Here is a 22,694-nt window from a genome sequence, read left to right as displayed (position 1 = left end):
TGTTTTCCATCGATAGTCTCTGGTGGTCACTGAAAATTCAGTGGCGGGGTGTAGGAACCCTTCAAAGTCGTTGGAAATGTATTAGCGTCGAAGCTTGGTTTGCGGCCGTTAACGTGCGTCCGTAAGATCAGTTGCGGCGGTTGTGCGCGGGCACGCTTCGGCGTGGTCGAGTTTTCCAAAGGCCTCGATATTCCTACCCCGCGCATAGCTGCCACCCCAGCCTGTAGGAAGGCTGATGGCAGTTCCTATTTACTGCCTCTGGAATTTGAAAATGAAAGCACTTCACCCCGATCCTCCCTACGAAAAGCCAATCCCACACCCCGAAAGCCGCTTCATGGCGCTCACCAGCAACTGCACCGACATGCCCACACTGTTCGTCGATACCCACGCGCCGCTCGATGTTTTATGCGACGCCGCCAACTATCGAATTCGCGCCGTCACGCAGGTGCTGGAGAACATGTCGATGCGCGGTTCAGTCGAGTGTGAGTCCTTCATTCTCAGTGACTTTGCCTTGCTCTGCGCTATTCCATTGCGCGATGGCTGTGACGTGCTGGATGTGATTGGGCGACGATTGCGGGCTCGGCCTTCGGAGTAACGCCGCAGAATGATCGTTCCCACGCTCCTGCGTGGGAATGCAGCCCGTGACGCTCTGCGTCACATCGGTGTCAGGCGCGAATTCGATTGCGTGGCTGGAACGCGGAGCGTCCCTTGAGGCATTCCCACGCGGAGCGTGGGAACGATCACCGTGTAGAGTTGGCGGCATCAGGATTGCCCGCTCAGCCGCGAACCCCTGACGTTCTGCGCCGTACAAGGTAAACTTCCCGGCCTTCGCAGGAGCAATCATGAATTATCGTCACGCCTTCCATGCCGGCAATCACGCCGATGTGTTCAAACACCTGACTTTGACCCGCATCATCGCCCTGATGTCGCGCAAGGAGCAGCCGTTTGCCTATCTCGACACTCACGCCGGTATTGGTCTGTATGACCTTCAGGGCGATCAGGCCAGTCGTACCGGTGAGTACCTGGAAGGCATCGCGCGGTTGTGGGATCAGCCGGATTTGCCGGCGTTGACCGCCGATTACATGAAGGTGCTGCACGACATGAACCCGGATGGCCAGTTGCGCTATTACCCGGGATCGCCGGAGCTGGCGCGGCGGCTGACGCGGCCGCAGGATCGGGTGATGCTCAATGAGAAGCACCCCGAAGACGGCTTGCTGCTCAAGGACAACATGGCCGGTGATCGTCGGGTGAAGGTTCACTTGGGTGAAGGCTGGCATGTGCCGCGGGCGATGTTGCCGGTGCAGGAGAAGCGGGCGGTGATGTTGATTGATCCGCCGTTCGAGCAGCTCGATGAGATGCAGCGTTGTGCGGCGTCGCTGAAAGAGGCGATTGGCCGGATGCGGCAGACGGTGGCGGCGATCTGGTACCCGGTGAAGGATCAGCGCATGTTGCGGCGGTTCTATCAGGACTTGGCCGGCACGGGCGCGCCGAAGTTGTTGCGGGTGGAGTTGTTGGTGCATCCGCTGGATACGCCCAATAGCCTGAATGGCTCGGGGTTGGCGATTGCCAATCCGCCTTGGGGGCTGGAAGAGGAATTGCGTGAGTTGCTGCCGTGGTTGTCCAAGAAGCTTGGTCAGACTCAGGGTGGGTGGCAGATGGATTGGTTGATTGCTGAGAGTTGATTGCTGATCAGATGGATTGATGGCGTCTGAAAGGACGCCTTCGCGAGCAAGCCCGCTCCCACAGGGGGCTATGTCGATCACAAGGGTGTGGTCAGGCACAGATCCAGTGTGGGAGCGGGCTTGCTCGCGAAGCTTTTTGGGGCCTGAGATCAGATCGGGCAAGTCACGCCAGTACCGCCAATCCCGCAATACCCTTCAGGGTTTTTCGCCAGGTACTGCTGGTGATACGCCTCGGCGAAGTAGAACGTTGGCGCTTCTTCGATTTCGGTGGTGATGGTGCCTTTGCCAGCCTTGGTCAGCTCGGCCTGGAATACTTGCTCGCTGTGCTTGGCCGCAGCCAGTTGTGCCGGGTTGGTGGCATAGATCACCGAGCGGTACTGGGTGCCGATGTCGTTGCCCTGGCGCATGCCCTGGGTCGGGTTGTGCAGTTCCCAGAACATCTTCAGCAACTGTTCGTAGCTGACTTTTGCCGGCTCGTAGACCACCAGTACCACTTCGCTGTGGCCGGTCAGGCCCGAGCAGACTTCTTCATACGTCGGGTTTGGCGTAAAGCCGCCGGCGTAACCCACCGCCGTACTGACCACGCCTTCGCGCTGCCAGAACTTGCGCTCCGCGCCCCAGAAGCAGCCCAGGCCGAAGATCGCGAAATCCACGTCCATCGCGAACGGGCCCAGCAACGGCGCGTCGTGAACGAAGTGTTTCTCCGGTACGGTCATCGGGGTTTCACGGCCAGGCAGAGCTTGTTCTTTAGTCGGGAGCACGTTTTTGTTCACCAGAATTTCCGAGCGCAGAACCATGATCAGTCCTCTCAGTCAGGTTGAGATGTAAATAAACAGACTGCCAGTGTGCCTAATGCCGGTCAGTTACGCACTATCCCTGTGGGAGCGAGCCTGCTCGCGATAGCGGTGTGTCAGTCAGAATCCACGTCACTGATAGATCGCTATCGCGAGCAGGCTCGCTCCCACAGGGATTGCGGTGTGCTCAGGCGAGTGGGCCGCGCGGGTAGCGTTTGAGCTTTTCGATCAGCTCGGAACCCGGGATCGGTCGGTCGAACAGGTAGCCCTGGCCGACGTCGCAGCGGTGGCGGCGCAGGAAGGCCAGCTGCTCGGCCGTCTCGATGCCTTCAGCCACGACCTTGAGTTTCAGGTTGTGGGCCATGGCGATTACGGCGGAGGTGATTTCCATGTCGTCCTGGTTGTCCGGGATTTCGTGGATGAAGCTTCGATCGATCTTGATGATGTCGATCGGGAATTTTTTCAAGTAGCTGAGTGACGAGTAACCGGTGCCGAAGTCGTCCATGGCCAGGGTCAGGCCCAGACGCTTGAGCTGGTCGAGCTGCAAGTGGGTGTCTTCGGTGGCCTCCAGCAGCAGGCCTTCGGTCAGTTCCAGCTCCAGCAGGTTGGCCGGCAGCTCTTCTTCCTTGAGGATGTTGGCGATGGACGCCACCAGGTCCGGGTCGGAGAACTGCTTGGGCGACAGGTTGATCGCCACTTGCAGGTTGCCCAGGCCAGCGGCGGTCAGGTCTTTGCTCATGCGGCAGGCCTGGCGGGCGATCCATTTGCCGATGGGGATGATCAGCCCGGTTTCTTCGGCCACGCTGATGAACTGGTCCGGGCGGATCATGCCCTTTTCCGGATGGTTCCAGCGCAGCAGCGCTTCCATCCCCAGCAAACGACCGCTGCGCAGGCACAGCTTGGGTTGGTAGAACACGTCCAGCTCGTTCTGGGTCAGGGCGCGACGCAGGTTGTTTTCGACGAACAGTTTGTAGCTGGCCTCGGCGTTCAGCGCTTCGGTGAACACCTGTACCTGGTGTTTGCCGTTGGCCTTGGCCTTGTGCAGCGCCAGGCCGGCGTTGCGCATTAGCGTCTGTGGGTCGCGGCCGTGCAGCGGCGCGCAGGCCAGGCCCACGGAGCCGGTGACGCTGATCAACTGGTTGTCGACGAACATCGGTTTGTCGAGGGTTGCCAACAATTGGTTGGCGACCTGCTGGCCAGTCGAGAGGTCCGTGTCGTCCAGCAGCACCGCGAATTCGTTACTGGCAAAACGCGCCAGGCTGCCGCTCGGGCTCAGGCTGTTGCGCAGGCGCCGGGCCAGGCTGATCAGCAGCTTGTCGCCGGTCTGGTGGCCGAGGCTGTCGTTGATCCGCTTGAAGTTGTCGATGTCCACCAGCAGCAGGCTGATCGGCGTATCGCTGTCTCGGGCGAAACGTTCGTCGAGGTTGCGAATGAACGCCGGGCGGTTGCCGAGGTTGGTCAGGTTGTCGGTGTAAGCCAGGCGCTCGATGCGCTGCTGGGCGAGCTTGGTCTGGGTGATGTCTTCGTAGATGCCGATGTAGTGGGTCAGTTCGCGGTTGTCGCCGTAGACCTTGGAAATCGACAACTGGCCCCAGTAGGGTTCGAGGTTTTTGCGTCGGCTCTTGAACTCGCCCTGCCAGCTGTTGCTCTTGGCCAGTGCAGACGGCGCGTCGAACAGCAGTTCGCTGAGGTTTTCCAGCGCCGGCAGTTCCGACAGCCGCTGGCCGTGGACTTCTTCGGTGGTGTACTGGGTGATCGCCGTGAAGCTTGGGTTGACGTACTCCACCACGCCGTCGCAATTGACCAGCAGAAAGGCGTTGGCGCTTTGCTCCACTGCACGCTGGAACAGGTGCAGGGCGTTGGTGGCGGTTCGGCGATTGTGGTTGTTGATGACCTGGGCGAACTGATCCGCCAGTTCGCCGGCGAAGGCGATTTCGTCCGACTGCCAGGCGCGGGTCACACCGGATTGTTCCAGGCAGAGCACGCCGACCACCTGGCCATCGATACGGATGCTGGCGTCGAGCATGGCGTTGACGTCGCGGGGGCGCAGGCTCTCGGCCATGTGCCGGGTGCGCGGGTCACGCATGGAGTTATGGGCGTCGATGGCGCGGCCGGTGTGCAAGGCGTCGAGGTAATCGGGAAAGCCACTGACGTCGATCGGTTCCGGCAGTTTGTGATTGCGGGTGGCGCGGTGATAGGCCGAGATCGGCGTCAGTAGCGAACCGTCGAGGTTCCACAGGCTGGCGCAGTCGATTTCATAGATATCGCAGGCGCTACGGGTGATCAGCTCGGCGGCTTCTTGCAGGGAGTTGTTGGTGCTGTAGCGCTGGCGGGTCAGCAGCAGAATCAGGTCTTGCTGGGCGCGCACCCGCTCCAGGTGTTGGAGTTGTTCCTGCTGGGCACGTTGATTGAGTTCCAGGGCGATTTGCAGGCGCGAATTCTGGGTTTCCAGATCCAGCACCGGCAGCAGGGGGTCATCGATGAACAAGCCGTCTACGACCATCAGGTAGCCGCGCAGAAGGTGCCGATTGTGTTGTTTGTAAGCTTCGCCCAGTTCCAGCAGGCTCAGTTCGCCGGCGGCGGTGTGCAAGGTGTAGCGGATCAGATAATGCGGGTTTGCGGTGAGTTGCTGCTGGATCGTGTCGTGCAGTTGATAGCGCGCCTCGGGCTCCATCAGGCTGGCGTAGGGCGAGCCGACCAGGGCACAGAGCTCCACGGCCGGCAGGCCGAACTGTCGTTCGCAATTGGGATCGAGAAACAGCAGTGCCCAGCTCGGTTCATTCAGCCGTTCGAAACGCAGCATGCCGAGCCGCGAGGGCACAGGCAACTGCGTCACTACCTCGGCCACCATACGGCTGGCGGCATCGGGTTGGCTTTTCATGGAGGGAAACTCGCTTCGAATATGCTGATCGCGCCGGGCTCTCGCCCTCTTTACTGTCGCCTGCGGCAAGGTTGCATCATTGCGACACCGACTGACAAGAGACATGAAGGCCAAGTGCTATAAGAATATGTCGGCAGGGGCGAAGATTTCTCCAATTCATGGATGAAAGTAGTGGTGTGGGCCGAAAAATCGCAGCCCGCAGGAGCTGTCCAAGGCTGCGATCTTTTCGGGTTCAACGCAATTTGATGCTGATCGACTGTAATGGCTTGCCATCCCGATCGTGATAATTGACGCGAACCTGTTCGGCCTCGACGATCAGATGGGCAAAGTTGTCCAGGCTGATCACTTCACTGGTCAATTCGTGCCGATAGTCTCCGGCGGCTGTTCGGGCCAGCGCTTGATCGAGGATGAAGGTCGATGCCTTGGCATACGGCAGCAGTTTGCTGTTGCACAGCGGTGAAGACACGATGGTGTGAACTTCGAAATCCGAATCCTCGGTGTGGGTCAGGCGGCTGGTCAGGGAGCCGTGGACATCGCCGGAAATGAAGAAGACGTTCTTGATGCCGCGCGTGCGAATCGTCTCCAGCAGCCGTAGCCGTTGTTCCGGGAAGGCTTTCCAGGCGTCATCGCCATAGCTTTTGCGGTCGGGGTAAAACATGACGCTGGTGACCACGAATTTGACCCGGGCAGGGCTGTTGATGAGCCATTTGAGCAGCGCCTGTTCCTGTTCTTCGTCAAGGATGCGCCGGTCGTTGGCTGACAGATTGCGTCGGGTTCGGCTGTCGGTAATAAACCATTCGATATCGCCCTCGCAGAACTGATACCAATACTGTTCCAGTCTTCTGCTTACTTGCCCGTTGCCAAGCAGTTCATGGGCGGGACTGTGGCTGGCTTGATATAACTCATACGCTGCAATGGCGTTTTTATATAAGTAATCATCGGCCTTGCTTTTGTTGGTCGGCCAGTTGTCTTCGATTTCATGGTCGTCGAGGATCATGTAAGTCGGCACGCCGGACATTAACTTCGAGATATGAGGCTGCGAAAAAGCCGTGCGGTACTTGCTGAGGATGTCTTTGTATTCCCGGTCGGGGGCTAAGAGGTTCAGGTCGTCGACGTAAATCTGGTCACCCGTCATCAGCATGGCGCTGATGGGCGGCTCGGCGCGTTCCGCCAGGTTTGTGATCGAGGCAAAAATCCGGTCGCCCAGATGCGGTGCCGACGCAATGCCAGCAGTCATTCGCAAGTAACGACATGAGCCGACGATATACGCCCGTGGCGTTGTGGTTTTGCTGGACTGAGTGCGAAAGCGGTAGATCTCCCGCGGCCATTGCAGCGGCAACTCCTGAACCGTCTCCACGGTATGCACCGGGCTCATGGGGCTGAACCAGCCGGCCTGGTATTCATAGTCGGTATCGCTGGCAAGATCGTTGAGTGTCATCACATCAGACATATCCCGCACGATGGTCAGTTTTGCAAATAGGCCTTTGGACCAGTGTTCCTCGCCAGTGCGTCGATAACGGATGCCTGCAAATACCAAGGCATTGTCCTGTGACTCTCCGCGCAAGAAAATGCGGGCATGGTTAGTTGTGGTGTGGCCAATGATAGGGCCGACAGTAGGTTTGAACATATTCGAATCCGTTCGAGGTAATGCTAACTAAGCTGATTAAGTAATCGAAGTTCCTATTGGGAATCCTCGAAACTAAGACTAGTTATTGGTTCGCGAAAAATATCGGGCAGAAGTGGACTTGAGTTGTAAGCAACGTAAGCCTTGGATGTAGGAAGAACGCGTAGAGGAGGGCTCAACACCCGTCAATCAAGGTGCGGAATCTGTGGGGGCGGGTTTGCTCGCGAAGGCGGTGGCACACTCAACATTGATGTCGCCTGATACACCGTTTTCGCGAGCAAGCCCGCTCCCACATGGATTGCGTTTAAAGCAAAAAAAAGCCCCGCCAAATTGGCGGGGTTGAGGTACGAGCGTGGCGCTCGGAAAACATGGAACGCGACGGGCCCTCCGGTCAAGGAGGGCCAGCCGGTGTTACAGCAGGATGGTGCGGATGTCCGCCAGCAGGTCGCTCAGACGCTTGGTGAAGCGTGCAGCGGCGGCACCGTTGATCACACGGTGATCGTAGGACAGCGACAGGGGCAGCATCAGTTTCGGCTGGAAGGCTTTGCCGTCCCAGACTGGCTGGATGGTTGCCTTGGAAACACCGAGGATCGCCACTTCCGGCGCGTTGACGATCGGCGTGAAGCCGGTGCCGCCAATGTGGCCGAGGCTGGAAATGGTGAAGCAGGCGCCTTGCATGTCGTCGGCCGAGAGCTTCTTGGTCCGGGCTTTTTCAGCCAGGGCCGCGGCTTCGGCTGCCAATTGCAACAGGCTCTTCTGATCGACGTTCTTGATGACCGGTACCAGCAGGCCATCCGGGGTGTCGACCGCGAAACCGATGTTCACGTACTTCTTGCGAATGATCGCCTTGCCGCTTGGCGCCAGCGAACTGTTGAAGTCCGGCAGTTCCTTGAGCAAGTGAGCGCAGGACTTGAGCAGCAGCGGCAGGATGGTCAGCTTGACGCCAGCCTTCTCGGCCACGGCTTTCTGCGCGATACGGAACGCTTCCAGCTCGGTGATATCCGCCGAGTCGAATTGCGTCACGTGTGGCACGTTCAGCCAGCTGCGGTGCAGGTTGGCAGCGCCGGCCTGCATCAGGCGGGTCATCGGCACTTCTTCGGTTTCACCGAAGCGGCTGAAGTCCACGACCGGAATCGGCGGGATGCCCGCGCCGCCAGTTGCGCCGCCAGCGGCCGGTGCTTCCTTGGCCTTCTGCATCATGGCTTTGACGTAAACCTGCACGTCTTCTTTCAGCACACGACCGTGCGGGCCGCTTGGGCTGACCGCGCTCAGCTCGACGCCGAATTCACGGGCCAGTTGGCGCACCGCAGGGCCTGCGTGAACCTTGGCGCCAGGCTTGGCTGGAGCAGCGGCCGGGGCGGCAACTGCAGGCGCGGCTGCAGCCTGAGCAGCAGGTGCAGCAGGAGCGCTCGGAGCAGCAGCGGCTGGAGCCGGGGCCGCAGCAGGCGCCGCGCCTTTGACTTTCAGCTTCAGGATCAGGTCGCCGGTACCGACTTCGTCATCCAGCTTGATGGAAATGCTTTCCACCACACCGGCGGCAGGCGATGGAATTTCCATGCTCGCCTTGTCGGATTCCAGGGTGATCAGCGACTGGTCGGCAGCGACGGTGTCGCCAGCCTTGACCAGCACTTCAATGATCTTGGCCTTGCCCGCCGAACCGATGTCCGGGACGTGAATATCCTGAACGCTGTCGGCAGCCGGTGCCGCCGGGGCTGCGGCGGCAGGCGCCGGAGCAGCGGCAGCAGGCGCAGCAGCCTGAGCTGGCGCGGCAGCGGCCGGTGCAGCAGCACCCGCCACTTTCAGGGCCAGAATCAGGTCGCCAGTGCCGACTTCGTCGTTGAGCTTGACGCTGATGCTTTCAACCACGCCCGCAGCGGGCGAAGGAATTTCCATGCTGGCCTTGTCGGATTCCAGGGTGATCAGCGACTGATCAGCCTCGACGGTGTCGCCGACCTTGACCTGGATCTCGATGATCTGGGCCTTGCCCGACGAACCGATGTCCGGCACGTGCACTTGCTGAATGCTGGCGGCAGCCGGCGCGGCAGCCGGCGCGGCAGCCGGCGCGGCAGCAGGAGCCGCCGGCGCAGGTGCAGCAGCCGGCTTGGCTTCAGCCTTGGCAGCTGGCGCAGCGGCAGCCGCAGGGGCCGGGGCAGCGGCACCTTCGACTTCCAGTTCCAGCAGTTCGTCGCCTTCTTTCAGGCGATCGCCCAGCTTCACTTTCAGGCTCTTGATGATGCCGGCCTTAGGCGCAGGCACTTCCATGCTCGCCTTGTCCGATTCCAGTGTCAGGATGCTCTGATCGGCTTCGATACGGTCGCCGACCTTCACAAACAGTTCAATTACTTCACCTTCACCGCTGCCGATGTCAGGTACGCGAATGAGTTCGCTCACAGAGTGTCTCCTCAGCAGTCCAGTGGGTTGCGTTTTTCCGGGTTGATACCGAACTTGGCGATGGCTTCAGCCACCACTTTAGGTTCGATGTCACCACGGTCAGCCAAGGCTTCCAGGGCTGCCAACACCACGAAATGACGGTCGACTTCGAAGAAGTGACGCAGCTTCTTGCGGCTGTCACTGCGGCCGAAACCATCGGTGCCCAGGACTTTGAATTCCTTGGACGGGACCCACTGACGAATTTGCTCGGCGAACAGCTTCATGTAGTCGGTAGAGGCGATGACCGGACCTTTACGGCCGTTCAGGCACTCTTCGACATAGCTCAGCTTAGGCTTCTGGCCAGGGTGCAGACGGTTGGTACGCTCAACGGCCAGGCCATCGCGACGCAGTTCGTTGAAGCTGGTAACGCTCCACACGTCAGCGCCGACGTTGAACTCTTCACGCAGGATCTTCGCCGCTTCACGGACTTCACGCAGGATGGTGCCGGAGCCCATCAGCTGAACGTGGTGCGCCGCTTCGCGGGTGTCTTCCTCGAGCAGGTACATGCCTTTCTTGATGCCTTCTTCGGCACCGGCCGGCATGGCTGGCTGCTGGTAGGACTCGTTCATAACGGTGATGTAGTAGAAGACGTCCTGTTGCTCTTCGGTCATCTTCTTCATGCCGTCCTGAATGATCACCGCCAGCTCGTAGCCGTAGGTTGGATCGTAGGTGCGGCAGTTCGGGATGGTGGCAGCCAGCAGGTGGCTGTGACCGTCTTCGTGTTGCAGGCCTTCACCGTTCAGGGTGGTACGGCCGGCGGTGCCGCCGATCAGGAAGCCACGGGTACGGCTGTCGCCAGCGGCCCAAGCCAGGTCGCCGATACGCTGGAAGCCGAACATCGAGTAGAAGATGTAGAACGGCAGCATCGGCTGGTTGTGGCTGGAGTACGAAGTGCCGGCAGCGATGAAGGAGCTCATGGCGCCCGCTTCGTTGATGCCTTCTTCGAGGATCTGACCCTTCTGGTCTTCCTTGTAGAACATCACCTGGTCTTTATCGACTGGCTCGTAGAGCTGGCCGACGGAGGAGTAGATGCCCAACTGGCGGAACATGCCTTCCATACCGAAGGTACGGGCTTCGTCCGGGATGATCGGGACGATGCGCGGGCCGATTTCCTTGTCCTTGACCAGTTGCGCGAGGATCCGCACGAAGGCCATGGTGGTGGAGATTTCACGGTCGCCCGAGCCATCCAGGATCGCCTTGAGGGTGTCCAGTGGAGGGGTCGGGATGTTGAAGCTCTTGGCGCGACGCTGAGGCACGAAACCGCCCAGTGCGGTACGGCGCTCGCTCAGGTAACGGGCTTCGGCGCTGCCTTCTTCCGGTTTGAAGAATGGCAGGTTTTCCAGTTCGTCGTCCTTGACCGGGATGTCGAAACGATCACGGAACAACTTCAGGCTGTCGACGTCGACTTTCTTGGTGTTGTGCGCAGTGTTTTTCGCTTCGCCGGCACCGGTGCCATAACCCTTGATGGTCTTGGCCAGGATGACAGTCGGTTGTTCTTTGTGGTTGACCGCTTCGTGGTACGCCGCGTAGACCTTGTACGGGTCGTGGCCGCCACGGTTGAGCTTCCAGATCTCGTCATCGGACAGATCGGCAACCATCGCCTTGAGTTCTGGCGTGTTGAAGAAGTGTTCGCGCACGAATGCGCCGTCTTTGGCTTTGTAGTTCTGGTACTCGCCGTCGATGACTTCGTCCATGCGGCGTTGCAGGATGCCGTCGACGTCCTTGGCCAGCAGTGGGTCCCAGAAACGGCCCCAGATGACTTTGGTCACGTTCCACTGAGCACCGCGGAACACGCCTTCGAGTTCCTGGATGATCTTGCCGTTGCCGCGAACCGGGCCGTCAAGGCGCTGCAGGTTGCAGTTGATGACGAAGATCAGGTTGTCCAGCTTCTCGCGGCCGGCCAACGAGATGGCACCCAGGGATTCCGGCTCGTCGCACTCGCCGTCGCCCAGGAAGCACCAGACTTTCTGTTTGCCCGGCTGGATGAAGCCACGGTGTTCCAGGTACTTCATGAAGCGTGCCTGGTAGATCGCCTGGATCGGACCCAGGCCCATGGATACGGTCGGGAACTGCCAGAAGTCAGGCATCAGCCAAGGGTGCGGGTAGGACGACAGGCCCTGACCGTCGACTTCCTGGCGGAAGTTGTTCATCTGGTCTTCGGTGATGCGGCCTTCCATGAATGCACGGGCGTAAACGCCTGGCGAGGTGTGGCCCTGGAAGTAGATCAGGTCGCCGCCGTGTTCGTCGGTCGGGGCCTGGAAGAAATAGTTGAAGCCGATGTCGTACAGGGTTGCACTGGAGGCGAAGCTGGAGATGTGACCGCCCAGGTCAGAATCTTTCAGGTTCGTGCGCATCACCATGGCCATCGCGTTCCAGCGTACCAGCGAGCGAATGCGGCGTTCCATGAACAGGTCGCCAGGCATGCGTGCTTCGTGGGTAACGGGAATGGTGTTGCGGTATGGCGTGGTGATGGCGTAAGGCAATTGCGAACCGCTACGGGTTGCGAGTTCGCCCATACGGGTCATCAGATAGTGAGCACGGTCTTCGCCTTCTTTGTCGAGAACCGATTCCAGGGCGTCCAGCCATTCCTGGGTTTCGACGGGATCGAGGTCTTGCATGGCTTGCTCCAGGGCGGAAAGGCTTCCAGAATCGGTTGCCTGAGTTTGCGACTGGCCTTGTGGGCAGACGATTATAAATTCTTGGATTGCCGATAGGTTGTTCCGGCGGCGTGTAGTTTTACTACAAATCTTCGGGCATTTCAGCCTTTCGAATGTATAGACGAGTAGTAAAACTACAGATGATTGGCTTGTGGCCTCCGGCTGCGTTGTGAGAATAATCGTTAAGGTTGGTCTTTTGCCAACCATAAAAGGTGAAAGCTTGATGGTCGCTGCCAAAAATAAAGATATTTCAGCTATTTCTAACCTTTGTTCGACAGTTGATTACGTAGTGTATTTTCACAAAACACTACATGCAGCCCTTCGCACGCCGATCAAGGATAGACCATGAGCCATCCTTCGCTTGCCGAACTGCCCGGCGTACTCCTGCCGTTGGTCACCCGTGCCGAGCAGTCGTTCCGTACGACGGTCGGGGTTCTTCCCGGCGACCATGGCCTGTCCACCTGGACGCCTGAGCGCTGGGCGCAATTTGCTCGCGTCACCGCTGCCAGTGACTTTGTGATTGAACAGAGTCTGCGTGACCCTTTGATGTTGCTGGAGCTGGTGCAGTCCGGCGAACTGGACCGCGCTTTTGCTCCGGGCGAATTGTGCGCACAGATTGCGACGGCGGTGAGCGCCGCCGAAACCGACGACCAACTTGGCCGCGCCCTGCGTCGCCAGCGCGCACGCCAGCAAGTGCGGATCATCTGGCGCGACCTGACCCGCCAGGCGGATTTGATCCAGACCTGTCGCGACCTCTCGGACATGGCCGATGCCAGCATCGATCAGGCCTATCAGTGGTTGTATCAGCGGCATTGCCAGCAGTTCGGCACGCCCACCGGGCGACGCAGCGGCGAGCCGCAGCAGATGGTCATCCTCGGCATGGGCAAGCTTGGCGCGGTGGAGCTGAATCTGTCGTCGGACATCGACCTGATCTTCGCCTACCCCGAGGGCGGCGAAACCGTCGGCGTGAAGCGGTCGCTGGATAACCAGGAGTTTTTCATTCGCCTCGGCCAGCGGCTGATCAAGGCGCTGGACCCGATGACCGTCGACGGTTTCGTGTTCCGCGTCGACATGCGCTTGCGGCCTTACGGTTCGGCCGGTGCCCTGGTGCTGAGCTTCAACGCGCTGGAGCAGTATTACCAGGATCAGGGGCGCGACTGGGAACGCTACGCGATGATCAAGGCACGGGTGGTGGCCGGCGATCAGGTGGCCGGCGCCCAGTTGCTCGAGATGCTGCGGCCGTTCGTCTACCGGCGTTACCTGGACTTCTCGGCCATCGAAGCGCTGCGCACCATGAAGCAGCTGATCCAGCAGGAAGTCCGGCGCAAGGGCATGGCGGATAACATCAAGCTCGGCTCCGGCGGCATCCGTGAAGTCGAGTTTATCGCCCAGGCCTTCCAGCTGATTCATGGTGGCCGCGACCTGAGCCTGCAACAACGTCCTCTATTAAAAGTACTGAGCACCCTGGAGGGGCAGGGCTACCTGCCGGCGGCGGTGGTCAGCGAATTGCGTGAAGGCTACGAATTCCTGCGTTACACCGAGCACGCGATCCAGGCGATTGCCGACCGCCAGACCCAGATGCTGCCGGATGGCCCGCAGGATCAGGCGCGCATTGCCTTTATGCTCGGGTTTGCCAATTGGACGGCGTTCCACGAACAACTGATGTACTGGCGTGGACGGGTGGCCTGGCACTTCGGTCAGGTGATCGCCGATCCCGACGAAGAGGAAGGTGCCAGGAACGAGGTGGTAGTCGGCGGGGAATGGCTGCCGCTATGGGAAGAGGCGCAGGATGAAGAGGCCGCGTGCCGTCAACTCGAAGAGGGCGGTTTCGCCGATGCCACCAAGGCGTTGAAAGCCCTGGCCAGCCTGCGCAGCAGTCCGCAATTGCGCGCCATGCAGCGCCTGGGGCGTGAACGTCTCGATGCTTTTATTCCACGCTTGCTGGCTCAGGCCGTGGAACATGCCAATCCCGATCTGGTGCTGGAGCGGGTGCTGCCGCTGGTGGAAGCCGTGGCGCGTCGCTCCGCCTATCTGGTGTTGTTGACCGAGAACCCCGGCGCCTTGCGTCGCTTGCTGACACTGTGCGCCGCGAGCCCGTGGATTGCCGAACAGATCACGCGCTTCCCGTTGCTGCTCGACGAATTACTCAACGAAGGCCGGTTGTTCAAGCCGCCGTTGGCGCCGGAACTGGCGGCCGAGTTGCGCGAGCGTTTGACGCGGATTCCCGAAGACGACCTTGAGCAGCAAATGGAGGCGCTGCGACATTTCAAACTGGCGCACCGCTTGCGCGTCGCGGCCTCGGAAATCGCCGGCAGCCTGCCATTGATGAAGGTCAGTGATTACCTGACCTGGCTCGCCGAAGCGATCCTCGAACAAGTGCTGGCCCTGGCCTGGCGCCAGACCGTGGCCAAGTACGGTACGCCGCTGTGCTCCGACGGCACCTTGTGCGACCCTGGCTTCATCATTGTCGGTTACGGGAAAGTCGGCGGTCTGGAACTGGGGCACAGTTCGGACCTGGACCTGGTGTTCATTCATGACGCGGATCCGCAAGCGGAAACCGACGGCCCGAAACCCATTGACAGCGCACAGTTCTTTACCCGGCTCGGGCAGCGGATCATTCACTTGCTGACGGCCCAGACCAACTCCGGTCAGCTGTATGAAGTGGACATGCGCCTGCGGCCGTCCGGTGCGTCCGGTTTGCTGGTGAGTTCATTGGGGGCATTTTCCCGATATCAGGAAAACGAAGCCTGGACCTGGGAACATCAGGCGCTGGTGCGGGCGCGGGTGCTGGTGGGCAGTCAGGATGTCGGCCAGGCGTTCGAGAAGGTTCGCGCGACGGTATTGGCCAAATCGCGGGATCTGTCGACCTTGCGCCAGGAGGTCAGCGAGATGCGCGCCAAGATGCGCGATAATCTCGGCAGCAAGAGCACGGCGGCCGGCACGGCGGCAAATGCCTTCGAGGCCACGGCGCCGTTCGATCTCAAGCAGGACGCCGGAGGTATCGTCGATATTGAATTTATGGTGCAATACGCGGCTCTGGCGTGGTCTGAGGCGCATCCGTCCTTACTGCGCTATACCGACAATATCCGCATTCTGGAAGGGCTGGAAGAGGAGGGGTTGATACCCGCCGAAGACGCCAGCCTGTTGCGTGAGGCCTATAAAGCCTACCGCTCCGCCGCTCACCGGGAGGCCTTGCAGAAGGACGCCGGGGTGATACCGGGCGACCAGTTCGTGGATGAACGGCGGCAGGTCATGCGGATCTGGCGCGAGCTGGGGTTAAGCTGAAACGGGATATTTGCAACACCTGATACCCCTGTGGGAGCGAGCCTGCTCGCGATGAGGCCGTCACATTCAACATTTATGCTGACTGTCAGGCCGCCATCGCGAGCAGGCTCGCTCCCACACTGGATCTGCGGTGTTTGATAGATTGAGGAGTTAAGCTGCACCGCACTGGATGTGCACAAAACTGATCCGACGAGCCCCAATCGGCTCGTCCAAATGACCTGACGGCTCACCCCGAAGGTGCTGGATTCTCGAGGCGGGGAGGCGTATGCCTCCCCGGCTCGTTTTTGGAAACCACATGAAAATTCTGATCGTTGGGCCCAGTTGGGTCGGTGACATGGTGATGGCGCAGACACTTTTTCAGTGTCTTAAACAGCGCCACCCGCAATGCGAAATCGACGTGCTGGCCCCCGAGTGGAGCCGGCCGATTCTCGAACGCATGCCCGAAGTGCGCCAGGCCTTGAGCTTTCCGCTCGGCCATGGCGTGCTGGAGCTGGCGACGCGTCGGCGCATCGGTAAATCCCTGGCCGGGCAATACGACCAGGCTATCCTGCTGCCCAACTCCCTGAAATCGGCGCTGGTGCCATTTTTTGCCGGTATTGCGAAACGCACCGGTTGGCGCGGCGAGTTCCGCTACGGCCTGCTCAATGACGTGCGCACGCTCGACAAAGAACGCTACCCGCTGATGATCGAGCGTTTCATGGTGTTGGCCGTTGATCCCGGTATTGACCTGCCGAAGCCGTATCCACGGCCGAGCCTGCAGATCGACCCGGTGACCCGCGACGCCGCACTGGCCAAGTTCGGTCTGGCCCTCGACCGTCCGGTATTGGCGCTATGCCCCGGCGCCGAGTTCGGCGAATCCAAGCGCTGGCCGTCCGAGCACTACGCCAAGGTCGCCGAAGCGAGGATTCGTGAGGGCTGGCAGGTCTGGCTGTTCGGCTCGAAAAACGATCATGCGGTGGGCGAAGACATTCGAGCGCGGCTGATTCCCGGTCTGCGTGAAGAGTCGGTGAACCTCAGTGGTGGAACTTCCCTGGCCGAGGCCATCGATCTGCTGTCCTGTGCCGATGCGGTAGTCTCCAACGACTCTGGCCTGATGCACGTGGCAGCGGCGCTGAACCGTCCATTGGTGGCGGTGTACGGCTCGACGTCGCCGGGTTTCACGCCACCGCTGGCCGAACATGTCGAGATCGTGCGCCTGGGCATCGAATGCAGTCCGTGCTTCGATCGCACCTGCCGTTTCGGTCATTACAATTGCTTGCGCCAACTCATGCCGCAAGCGGTGAACGAAGCCTTGCAGCGGTTGCTGGGCACTGTGGTCGAGGTCAAATAGTTTGCGGGTACTGTTGATCAAGACTTCTTCGCTGGGCGACGTGATTCATGCGTTGCCAGCGTTGACCGACGCGGCGCGGGCGATCCCCGGCATCAAGTTCGACTGGGTGGTGGAAGAAGGCTTCGCCGAGATCCCGACCTGGCACCCTGCCGTGGGCAAGGTGATTCCGGTGGCGATCCGTCGCTGGCGCAAGAACATCTGGCAGGCCATCAAGAGTGGCGAGTGGAAGCGCTTCAAGCAAAGCGTTCGCGCAACGAAATATGACTTGGTGATCGATGCCCAGGGCCTGCTGAAAAGCGCGTTGCTGACCCGCTATGCCAAAGCCCCGGTGGCTGGGCTGGACAAGAACTCGGCCCGTGAGCCGATCGCCGCGCGCTTCTATTCCCGGCGTCTGGCCGTGGCCCGTGGGCAGCACGCGGTTGAACGAGTGCGTCAGCTGTTCGCGGTGGCCCTGGGTTACGACCTGCCTAAAGGGCTGGGCGACTATGGCCTGAGCGTCGAACGGCTGGTGGAATTGCCGCGCAAGAATCCGTACGTGGTGTTTCTCCACGGCACCACTTGGGACACCAAGCACTGGCCCGAAGCCTATTGGCGTGAGCTGGCCGAGCGGGTGGGTTATCTCGGCGTGGCGGTGAAGCTGCCGTGGGGCAACCCAATCGAAAAGGCCCGCGCCGAGCGCATAGCCAAAGACATGAAACACGTCGAAGTGCTGCCCAAGCTGAACCTGGCGGGTGTCGGCAAAGTCCTGGCCGGGGCGCAAGCCTGCGTGGCGGTGGACACCGGTCTCGGTCACTTGGCCGCAGCGCTGGACGTGCCGACCCTGTCGCTGTTCGGTCCGACCAACCCGGGCCTGACCGGCGCGTACGGCAAGTCGCAGATTCACATGGCCAGCGACTTCCCTTGCGCGCCGTGCCTGCAAAAGAAATGCACCTATCAACCGACGGCCGACGATGCCCGTCGGTTCGACCTGAAGCGCGAGTGGCCCCTGTGCTTCACGCGTCTGAATCCCGAGCGTGTCGCGAGCCGACTGAGCACGTTGTTACTGGCTGAGGAGCTGCGCTGATGCAATTGGCATTTGTCCTGTACAAGTACTTTCCATTCGGGGGCTTGCAGCGCGACTTCATGCGCATCGCCCTGGAGTGTCAGCAGCGCGGCCATCGGATTCGCGTCTACACGTTGATCTGGGAAGGTGACGTTCCGCCGGGTTTCGAAGTGTTGGTGGCGCCGGTCAAGGCGTTCTTCAATCATCGGCGCAATGAGAAACTCACCGAATGGATGGAGGCCGATCTGGCCAAGCGTCCGGTGGACCGCCTGATCGGTTTCAACAAAATGCCCGGCCTGGACGTTTATTACGCCGCCGACGGCTGCTTCGAAGACAAGGCGCAGAACCTGCGCAACTCCCTGTACCGTCGCTGGGGCCGTTACCGGCACTTCGCCGAGTACGAGCGCGCGGTGTTCGCCAAGGACGCCAAGACCGAAGTGCTGATGATTTCCGAAGTCCAGCAGCCGCTGTTCATCAAGCATTACGACACGCCGATCGAACGTTTTCATCTGCTGCCACCGGGCATCGCCCAGGACCGTCGTCGCCCAGCGGACGCGGATGACATTCGCGCCGGGTTCCGAGCCGAATTCAACCTGAAGGACGATGAGCTGCTGCTGGTGCAGATCGGCTCCGGGTTCAAGACCAAAGGCGTGGACCGCAGTCTCAAGGCGCTGGCCGCGCTGCCCGCCGAGCTGAAAAAACGCACCCGACTGTTTGTAATTGGCCAGGACGACCCCAAAGTATTCCAGTTGCAGAGCGCCACATTGGGGCTCGGCGACAACGTGCAGTTCCTCAAGGGGCGCAGCGATATCCCGCGTTTCCTGCTCGGTGCCGATCTGTTGATCCACCCGGCGTACAACGAAAATACCGGGACGGTATTGCTTGAGGCTCTGGTGGCTGGCTTGCCGGTGCTGGTGAGTGCGGTGTGCGGCTACGCCCATTACATCGCCGAGGCCGACGCGGGTCTGGTGCTGGACGAGCCCTTCGATCAGGCGCAATTGATTCAATACCTGACCGGCATGTTGAACGACGCAAATGCACGGGCGGCCTGGAGCCGCAACGGTCTGGCCTTCGCCGAGACGGCCGACCTCTACAGCATGCCGCAGCACGCGGCCGATGTGATTCTGGCGGAGCACGCTTAATGAAGTTGATGCTGGCTGAACCGTTCAAGAGCCTCTGGGCCGGACGCGACCCGTTCGCCGAAGTCGAGGGCCTCAAGGGCGAGGTGTACCGCGAGCTTGAAGCGCGCCGGACACTGCGTACTGAAGTGGACGGCTACGGGTTCTTTGTGAAGATCCACCGGGGCATCGGCTGGGGTGAGATTTTCAAGAACCTGCTGACCGCCAAGCTGCCGGTGCTGGGCGCGGGCCAGGAGTGGAAGGCCATTCAGCGTCTGCAGGAAGTCGGCGTGCCGACCATGACCGCCGTCGCTTATGGCGAAAAGGGCAGCAACCCGGCGGACCAGCATTCGTTCATCGTCACGCAAGAGCTGGCACCCACCGTCAGCCTTGAAGATTTCAGCATCGACTGGGTTAAGCACCCGCCGGAGCCAAAGCTAAAGCGTGCCCTGATCGCCGAAGTCGCGCGCATGACCGGCATGATGCACCGCGCCGGGGTCAACCATCGCGATTGCTACATCTGCCACTTCCTGCTGCACACCGACAAACCAGTGACATGCGATGATTTCAAGCTGTCGGTGATCGACCTGCACCGCGCCCAGACCCGCCCGACAATTACCACGCGCTGGCGCAACAAGGACCTGGCGGCGCTGTATTTTTCGGCCCTGGATATCGGTTTGACCCGTCGCGACAAGCTGCGTTTTCTCAAGGGTTACTTCCAGCAACCCCTGCGCCAGATTCTGGCTGAAGAAGCCGGGTTGCTGGCGTGGCTCGAAGGCAAGGCCAACAAGCTCTACGCACGTAAACAGCGATACGGGGATGCGCTCTGATGTCGGGGTGGACTCTGGAACCGGCTTACAGCGATCTGGCGGAGGACTTCGGCAGTCTTGACGCGGTGTTTGCCCTCAAGGGCGAGCAAGTGACCTGCGATCCGCTGTCCGAGGTCATTCGCGTCCAGCGCAATGGCCTCAACTATTACGTCAAACGCTACGTCAGTGCCGGCAAAGGCCTGCGCCGCTACCTGGGCAAACCCCGGGTGAAAGCCGAGTGGCAGAACCTCAAGCGTTTCGCCAAGTGGGGCATTCCCACCGCCGAAGTGGTGGCCTGGGGGCTGGAGCGGCACGGTGTGGCGTACGCCCGTGGGGCGATGATCACTCGCGAGCTGCCGCATACCGAAGACTTGTCGGCCCTGGCCAACCGGCATGATCCGAAGCTGGCGGACCGCGCCTGGGTCGACAGCGTCAGTCGTCAATTGGCCGGTTATACCCGGACCATGCACGACAACCGTTTTACCCATAACGATTTGAAGTGGCGCAACCTGCTGATCGACGATGAGGCCCGGCTGTTTCTGATCGATTGTCCCAATGGCGATTTCTGGCACGGCTTCTGGCTCAAGTACCGGATCACCAAAGACCTGGCCTGCCTGGACAAGGTCGCCAAGTATCACTTGTCGGCCACCCAGCGCCTGCGCTTTTACCTGCAATACCGTCAGTGTGACCGGCTGAATGCCGCCGACAAAAAACGGATTCGGCACGTGGTGAGATTTTTCGAGGGGCGCGAATGACTGATTTTCTGGCTGCTGAAGAGCGTGCGCTGTTCGAGCGCCATGGCCTCGGCACCTTTGACGCGCTCTGGGCCAAACAGCTCGACGCGGTGGACGAACCCAACACCGGTCGGGGTGGCTGGAGCAGTGTGTTTCGGCTGGATCTGGAAGGCCATGGCTACTACCTCAAGCGCCAGAGCAACTACCTGACGCGCACTTGGCATTCACCCTTTGGCGAGCCGAGTTTTGCCCGTGAGTTTCGCAACATCAGCCATTATCAGAAGTTGGGTGTTCCGGCGCTGCAGGCGGCGTTCTTCGGCGAGCGTAAGGTCGACGGCGAAGTCCGGGCGATTCTGCTGACCCGCGCGCTGGATGGTTGGGATGATCTGGATTCGCTGTTGCAGCGCTGGTCGGATCTGAGCGCGGCACAGCACTCGGCCATTCTCAAGGCCTGTGGGCGACTGGCGCGACGCCTGCATGAGGTACGTCAGGTTCACGGTTGCTTCTACCCCAAGCACATTTTTCTTCAGGCCACCGGTGACGGTTATCAGGCTCAGTTGATCGACCTGGAAAAAACCCGGCCGCTGTTTTTCGGCCAGCGTGATCGGATCAAGGACCTGGAGCCGTTGCTGCGGCGGGCGCCGGAATGGAGCGAAAGTCAGCTGCGCGAGTTGTTGGCGGTATATCTGGATCAGCCGCTGAACAGTTCGCTGGTGGACCGCTGGGTATCGCGCCTGAGTGCACGGCGCAGTCATAAGGAGGCGCGTTGATGCGTTTGTCCGAACTGAAAAACGCCGGACGTAGCCCAAGCCTGCCGCTGAGCATTCCACTGGCCGATGCCGCGGGGCCTGCCGAGTTGCAGTTGCTGAGTCTGCTGCGGGTGTTGCCGGGGCAGCGTTACGTTGGCGCTGGCGTCTGGCGCGGCCGGCCGGTGTTGGCCAAGTTGCTGGTTGGCGGTAAAGCGGCGCGGCATTTTCAGCGTGAGCTGGATGGTGTGCGTTTGCTCGCTGCGCAGGGGCTAACCACGCCGTTGCTATTGGCCGATGGCCTGAAGGACGGTGAGGGTGGCTGGCTATTGTTCGATTTCCTTGAGGGCGCCGAGAGCCTGGGGGATGCCTGGAAACAGGTCGAACACTTGCCCGCGTTGGCGGATGAACAATCGGCGGTGCTGGCCGACGCCTTGGGCGCCATTGGGCAACTGCACAGCAAAGGCCTGTGGCAGGAAGATTTGCACCTGGACAACCTGCTGCGCCACGGCGGTCAATTGTATTTGATCGATGGTGCAGGGATCTGTGCCGAGACGGCTGGCAAGCCGCTGTCGCAGCACAAAGTCCTGGAAAACCTCGGGGTGTTTTTCGCCCAGTTGCCCAAATCGCTGGAGCCCTTCACCGAAGAGTTGCTGGTGTATTACTTGCTGGGCAACGGTGAGCATGCCTTGCCCATGGAAGCGTTGCAGAAGCAGATCGACAAGGTTCGCCGCTGGCGTTTGAAGGACTTCCTGATCAAGGTCGGCCGCGAATGCACGCTATTCAGTGTCCAGCGCGGAGCGTTCGGCTTGCGGGCGATTCGCCGTGACGAAGAGGCCGCGATGCTGCCAGTGCTGGAGCAGGCCGATGCCTTGCTCGATCAGGGCCATCTGTACAAGACCGGCGGCGCGGCGAGCGTCGGCAAGGTCGACGTGGCGGGGCGCACGTTAGTGATCAAGCGTTACAACATCAAAGGCTTTGCTCACTGGCTCAAGCGTTTCTGGCGCCCGAGTCGCGCCTGGCACTCATGGCGTGAAGGCAATCGCCTGGCGTTCCTGGGCATCGCCACGCCCAAGCCATTGGCCTTGCTGGAGAAGCGTTTTCTCTGGCTGCGCAGTCGGGCGTACCTGGTGACCGAGTATTTGCCGGGGCCGGACATCATCGAGCGCTTTGCGCCGTACGTTGAAAGCGGTGAAGCGCCGCAGGCCGAGTTGCAGGCCCTGGATTATCTGTTTGCCGAGCTGATTCGCGAGCGGATCAGCCATGGCGATTTCAAAGGCCATAACCTGTTCTGGCAGCAGGATCGCTGGGCGCTGATCGATCTGGATTCGATGTGTCAGCATGCCTCGGTCAGTAGTTTCGCCCCTGCCTATGCGCGGGACCGGGCGCGGTTCATGCGTAACTGGCCCGAGGGCAGTGCGCTGTACCAAGTGATTGATCAGCGGTTGCCCAAAGCTATCTCTAGCGCTGCCTGAATCCCATCGCGAGCAGGCTCGCTCCCACAGTAGTTCTCGGTCGTATACAAAATAGGTGTACGACACCGATCCAGTGTGGGAGCGAGC

Annotated in this window: 15 protein-coding genes; 10 read left to right on the top strand and 5 right to left on the bottom strand. The window is 60.5% G+C overall.

Features of this window, described 5'->3' with window-relative positions; all coding sequences use genetic code 11:
- Positions 1-271: 271 nt before the first annotated feature.
- Together QMK51_RS26050 and QMK51_RS26045 are read left to right on the top strand one after the other, a co-directional pair.
- Entirely contained in the window at positions 272-595 is a 324-nt protein-coding gene (locus QMK51_RS26050) for a hypothetical protein (RefSeq protein WP_320392464.1), read from the top strand.
- 247 nt (positions 596-842) lie between these two features.
- Complete coding sequence (locus QMK51_RS26045; protein ID WP_010464314.1) at positions 843-1,682, top strand: 23S rRNA (adenine(2030)-N(6))-methyltransferase RlmJ; 840 nt, start codon at positions 843-845, stop codon at positions 1,680-1,682.
- A 149-nt stretch (positions 1,683-1,831) separates the two neighbouring features.
- Here QMK51_RS26045 and msrA read toward each other — a convergent pair whose 3' ends face one another.
- From msrA to aceE, 5 genes are all read right to left on the bottom strand, one after another.
- Positions 1,832-2,479 (bottom strand): peptide-methionine (S)-S-oxide reductase MsrA, encoded by a 648-nt coding sequence (msrA, locus tag QMK51_RS26040; RefSeq protein WP_052965113.1) that lies wholly within the window; start codon positions 2,477-2,479, stop codon positions 1,832-1,834.
- A gap of 184 nt (positions 2,480-2,663) precedes the next feature.
- Positions 2,664-5,357: a putative bifunctional diguanylate cyclase/phosphodiesterase gene (locus QMK51_RS26035; RefSeq protein ID WP_320392463.1), complete on the bottom strand. Its 2,694-nt coding sequence runs from the start codon at positions 5,355-5,357 to the stop codon at positions 2,664-2,666.
- 232 nt (positions 5,358-5,589) lie between these two features.
- Positions 5,590-6,984: an alkaline phosphatase D family protein gene (locus tag QMK51_RS26030; RefSeq protein ID WP_320392462.1), complete on the bottom strand. Its 1,395-nt coding sequence runs from the start codon at positions 6,982-6,984 to the stop codon at positions 5,590-5,592.
- Between the two features lie 408 nt (positions 6,985-7,392).
- A complete protein-coding gene (gene aceF, locus QMK51_RS26025; RefSeq protein WP_320392461.1) occupies positions 7,393-9,372 on the bottom strand; it encodes a dihydrolipoyllysine-residue acetyltransferase in 1,980 nt (659 codons plus the stop codon).
- A gap of 11 nt (positions 9,373-9,383) precedes the next feature.
- A complete protein-coding gene (aceE, locus tag QMK51_RS26020) occupies positions 9,384-12,029 on the bottom strand; it encodes a pyruvate dehydrogenase (acetyl-transferring), homodimeric type (RefSeq protein WP_253417082.1) in 2,646 nt (881 codons plus the stop codon).
- A 384-nt stretch (positions 12,030-12,413) separates the two neighbouring features.
- Between aceE and glnE the strand changes: the two genes are divergently transcribed.
- The 8 genes from glnE to QMK51_RS25980 all read left to right on the top strand — a co-directional run bounded on the left by glnE (position 12,414) and on the right by QMK51_RS25980 (position 22,607).
- The gene (gene glnE, locus QMK51_RS26015; protein ID WP_258697878.1) at positions 12,414-15,353 is read left to right on the top strand and encodes a bifunctional [glutamate--ammonia ligase]-adenylyl-L-tyrosine phosphorylase/[glutamate--ammonia-ligase] adenylyltransferase; all 2,940 of its coding nucleotides are present in this window, start codon (positions 12,414-12,416) and stop codon (positions 15,351-15,353) included.
- Positions 15,354-15,648: 295 nt separating this feature from the next.
- On the top strand, positions 15,649-16,683 hold the full coding sequence (gene waaF / locus QMK51_RS26010) for a lipopolysaccharide heptosyltransferase II (RefSeq protein WP_320392460.1): 1,035 nt from the start codon (positions 15,649-15,651) through the stop codon (positions 16,681-16,683).
- A gap of 1 nt (position 16,684) precedes the next feature.
- On the top strand, positions 16,685-17,746 hold the full coding sequence (gene rfaC, locus QMK51_RS26005) for a lipopolysaccharide heptosyltransferase RfaC (RefSeq protein WP_320392459.1): 1,062 nt from the start codon (positions 16,685-16,687) through the stop codon (positions 17,744-17,746).
- Positions 17,746-18,867 carry a glycosyltransferase family 4 protein gene (locus QMK51_RS26000; protein ID WP_320392458.1) on the top strand — a complete coding sequence of 374 codons (1,122 nt, stop codon included), beginning with the start codon at positions 17,746-17,748 and terminating at the stop codon, positions 18,865-18,867. Before rfaC ends, QMK51_RS26000 begins: the two co-directional genes overlap by 1 nt.
- Positions 18,867-19,673: a lipopolysaccharide core heptose(I) kinase RfaP gene (gene rfaP / locus QMK51_RS25995; RefSeq protein WP_320392457.1), complete on the top strand. Its 807-nt coding sequence runs from the start codon at positions 18,867-18,869 to the stop codon at positions 19,671-19,673. Before QMK51_RS26000 ends, rfaP begins: the two co-directional genes overlap by 1 nt.
- A complete protein-coding gene (locus tag QMK51_RS25990; protein WP_320392456.1) occupies positions 19,673-20,407 on the top strand; it encodes a lipopolysaccharide kinase InaA family protein in 735 nt (244 codons plus the stop codon). Before rfaP ends, QMK51_RS25990 begins: the two co-directional genes overlap by 1 nt.
- Complete coding sequence (locus QMK51_RS25985) at positions 20,404-21,156, top strand: lipopolysaccharide kinase InaA family protein (RefSeq protein WP_320392455.1); 753 nt, start codon at positions 20,404-20,406, stop codon at positions 21,154-21,156. Before QMK51_RS25990 ends, QMK51_RS25985 begins: the two co-directional genes overlap by 4 nt.
- Entirely contained in the window at positions 21,156-22,607 is a 1,452-nt protein-coding gene (locus tag QMK51_RS25980; protein ID WP_320392454.1) for a lipopolysaccharide kinase InaA family protein, read from the top strand. The genes QMK51_RS25985 and QMK51_RS25980 overlap by 1 nt, the downstream gene beginning before the upstream one ends.
- Positions 22,608-22,694: the final 87 nt, after the last annotated feature.

The organism is Pseudomonas sp. P9_31, from assembly GCF_034008235.1.
GTDB lineage: Bacteria > Pseudomonadota > Gammaproteobacteria > Pseudomonadales > Pseudomonadaceae > Aquipseudomonas.
This window is presented reverse-complemented; position numbering and strand designations above follow the sequence as displayed.

What these genes read in the sequence shown, in the direction of transcription:
- QMK51_RS26050 (WP_320392464.1), top strand. Translation starts at nt 272, where the DNA reads ATGAAAGCACTTCACCCCGATCCTCCCTACGAAAAGCCAATCCCACAC.
- QMK51_RS26045 (WP_010464314.1), top strand. Translation starts at nt 843, where the DNA reads ATGAATTATCGTCACGCCTTCCATGCCGGCAATCACGCCGATGTGTTC.
- msrA (WP_052965113.1), bottom strand. Translation starts at nt 2,479, where the DNA reads ATGGTTCTGCGCTCGGAAATTCTGGTGAACAAAAACGTGCTCCCGACT.
- QMK51_RS26035 (WP_320392463.1), bottom strand. Translation starts at nt 5,357, where the DNA reads ATGAAAAGCCAACCCGATGCCGCCAGCCGTATGGTGGCCGAGGTAGTG.
- QMK51_RS26030 (WP_320392462.1), bottom strand. Translation starts at nt 6,984, where the DNA reads ATGTTCAAACCTACTGTCGGCCCTATCATTGGCCACACCACAACTAAC.
- aceE (WP_253417082.1), bottom strand. Translation starts at nt 12,029, where the DNA reads ATGCAAGACCTCGATCCCGTCGAAACCCAGGAATGGCTGGACGCCCTG.
- glnE (WP_258697878.1), top strand. Translation starts at nt 12,414, where the DNA reads ATGAGCCATCCTTCGCTTGCCGAACTGCCCGGCGTACTCCTGCCGTTG.
- waaF (WP_320392460.1), top strand. Translation starts at nt 15,649, where the DNA reads ATGAAAATTCTGATCGTTGGGCCCAGTTGGGTCGGTGACATGGTGATG.
- QMK51_RS26000 (WP_320392458.1), top strand. Translation starts at nt 17,746, where the DNA reads ATGCAATTGGCATTTGTCCTGTACAAGTACTTTCCATTCGGGGGCTTG.
- rfaP (WP_320392457.1), top strand. Translation starts at nt 18,867, where the DNA reads ATGAAGTTGATGCTGGCTGAACCGTTCAAGAGCCTCTGGGCCGGACGC.
- QMK51_RS25990 (WP_320392456.1), top strand. Translation starts at nt 19,673, where the DNA reads ATGTCGGGGTGGACTCTGGAACCGGCTTACAGCGATCTGGCGGAGGAC.
- QMK51_RS25985 (WP_320392455.1), top strand. Translation starts at nt 20,404, where the DNA reads ATGACTGATTTTCTGGCTGCTGAAGAGCGTGCGCTGTTCGAGCGCCAT.
- QMK51_RS25980 (WP_320392454.1), top strand. Translation starts at nt 21,156, where the DNA reads ATGCGTTTGTCCGAACTGAAAAACGCCGGACGTAGCCCAAGCCTGCCG.